Origin of the sequence: Desulfovibrio sp., from assembly GCF_035644575.1 — a bacterium.
Classification (GTDB): domain Bacteria; phylum Desulfobacterota; class Desulfovibrionia; order Desulfovibrionales; family Desulfovibrionaceae; genus Desulfovibrio.
The window spans coordinates 1-2,221 of the sequence record NZ_DASQOG010000216.1; the positions used below are offsets into that span (position 1 = coordinate 1).

3 protein-coding genes are annotated in these 2,221 nt (G+C 57.7%); 1 reads left to right on the top strand and 2 read right to left on the bottom strand.

Annotated elements, in window-relative coordinates; all coding sequences use genetic code 11:
* Together VEZ52_RS12075 and VEZ52_RS12080 are read right to left on the bottom strand one after the other, a co-directional pair.
* Positions 1 to 618: sulfite exporter TauE/SafE family protein (locus VEZ52_RS12075; protein WP_324837035.1), on the bottom strand; the 618-nt coding region annotated here is incomplete at its 3' end.
* 5 nt (positions 619 to 623) lie between these two features.
* Positions 624 to 971, bottom strand: a complete 348-nt coding sequence (locus VEZ52_RS12080) for a DMT family protein (protein WP_022658003.1) — start codon at positions 969 to 971, stop codon at positions 624 to 626.
* A 216-nt stretch (positions 972 to 1,187) separates the two neighbouring features.
* Here VEZ52_RS12080 and VEZ52_RS12085 point away from each other — a divergent pair, with 216 nt between their 5' ends.
* Positions 1,188 to 2,027, top strand: coding sequence for a hypothetical protein (locus VEZ52_RS12085; protein ID WP_324837036.1), 840 nt, complete (start codon positions 1,188 to 1,190; stop codon positions 2,025 to 2,027).
* The last annotated feature ends 194 nt before the right edge of the window (positions 2,028 to 2,221 follow it).

The window sequence follows — 2,221 nt, forward strand, 5'->3', positions numbered from 1 at the left end:
ACTCCACACCACCACGCCGTTGACGATGAAAACCACGGCTCCGGCAAAGTTTGAGGCAAGGTTGAGCACCTTGGAGGTGGCGGAGGCTTCCATCAGCCCCATGCGCAGAATCCAGTGAAAGGCCAGGATAAGAAAGCTCCCTGTGCCGGGGCCGAAAAATCCGTCATAGCCGCCAATAAGAAGGCATACAAAGGCCACGGGAATCCAGAAGCGAGGGCCGGAGTGCGGCAGGGGCTTCTGTTTGTGTTCTTTCTTGGGCAGCAGGGTTGCGCACATGCCTATGGGCAACAAGGCCACCAGCACCTTGCCAAGAACTGCGGCGTCCAGCAGCAGGGCAAGGCGTGACCCGGCCCAGGAACCAACCAGCGAGAAGATAATGCCTGCCAGGGCTACACGCCATAATACCAGGTTACTGCGGGCAAAGTTGCCAAGCGCAACAGTGGTGCCAAGACAGGCGCTGACCTTGTTGACGCCCAGGGACTGATGCGGCGGTACGCCGGAAAGCAGCAGGGCGGGCATGGTAATAAGCCCGCCGCCGCCAGCGATGGAGTCAATAAATCCGCCGCCAAATGCTGCGGCTATGCCAACGGCGTATGTAACCAGACTGAAATCCAACACGTTGCCTACCACTCCTTAAAGATAATCCACGCTGCCAGTACAATGAGCGCAAAACCCACAAGGTGGTTCCAGCGCAAGGGCTCGTGCAGCCAGAAAGCGGAAAAGCCCATGAAAACAGTCAGGGAGATGACTTCCTGAATGGTTTTCAGTTCTGCCGCCGAAAAATAGCCGTAGCCTATCCTGTTGGCAGGCACTTGCAAAACATATTCAAAAAAGGCGATGGCCCAGCTTGTAATGATAACCAGCGGCAGGGCGGTGCTTCTGTAGCGCAGATGCCCATACCAGGCAAAGGTCATGAACAGATTGGAACAAAACAGCAGGCCCACGGTGCTGACGGGAATTGGTATCTGCATAGGAAATCCATTGGGCGGTCGCAAGAACAAAAGCCTGGCAGGCCGGAAGAAGTTGAACAGAGCGTCAAATCTCATATCTGCTGCAACATGGCGCGTCAACAGCCAGCAATGGGGTTCCGGGGCATTGCCGCGCGCCTTGTTTGCCGGGGCAACGCTGAAAGGCTATGTTGCCTGAGCGGCAGATTTTGCGCCGCGCAAGCAAGGGAGGAACACTGTATGGCGGCACGCTCTCCGCGCGCTAAGGATGCCGAAATCGGAAGCTTCCTGAATACGGGTATGTCATCCGCCTCTGGCGGCACGCACGCTCACGCAACTGCGGAGGCTTCTCCCGACAGGGTGACGTGGGCGCTGTTCTGGAAAGCGGCCTTGCTTGTGATCATTATCTGGGCCGCATCTGCCCTGTTGCTATATTGGTCTGTGGAAGACTTCAGCAAGTCCGGCACCTTTGGCGATTCCTTCGGGGTGCTTAACACGCTGTTTTCAGGGCTTGCGTTTGCAGGCATCATTGTTTCCATAAAAATGCAGAACGATGAAATGCGCGAGCAACGCAAGGAACTGCAAAAGCAGAAAAAGGCTGCGCAGCTCTATCACCGTGAGCGCATGTTTCTGCTGCTCATGGACGAATTTAAAAAATCGCGCGAGCACCGTTTCAGCATTGCGGACGTGCGGCTGGTGGTGCGCGAATGCCTGTGCGACGTGACCACCATGAATGCCCGCAGCGCCGAGGCCGGGGCCGCCCTCGCGCGTGAGGTGGAAGACGTGCTTGCGGGCACGCAAGGGGAAACGCCCCTGTTGCAGGTTTTTGGCCGCAGAGTGTTTCGGCATGAACGCTGCGAGGTGTTCATCAAGACTTTCCGTCAGGCGGCGGAAAGCGCCAGAAAGATTGATCCGTCCAACAAGACGGAATATTATGATATTGTCTGCAACAGCATGTCTGATGCGGAGGAGGCCCTGCTGTTCATGTGCGCTGTGGCGCGGGACGGGGCACAGGTCCTCATCGACCCGCAGGTCATGAAGTTGCGGGAAAGCTACGACGAAATCCGGGCGAAACTCTGAGCAGCGGCACCGCCGCTGCCCATATAGCCACTTGCGGGCGGGATGAGCCGCACACACAAAAACCCCTGACGTACATCAGGGGTTTTTCCGGCGCTCCGTGCCGCCGTGCCCGATCCGGAGAACGGATCAATAGCGGCAGCGGCGCGTGGCTTCCCTCAGGGAATGATTTTCCGGCCCCCGACACCCGCCAGGGG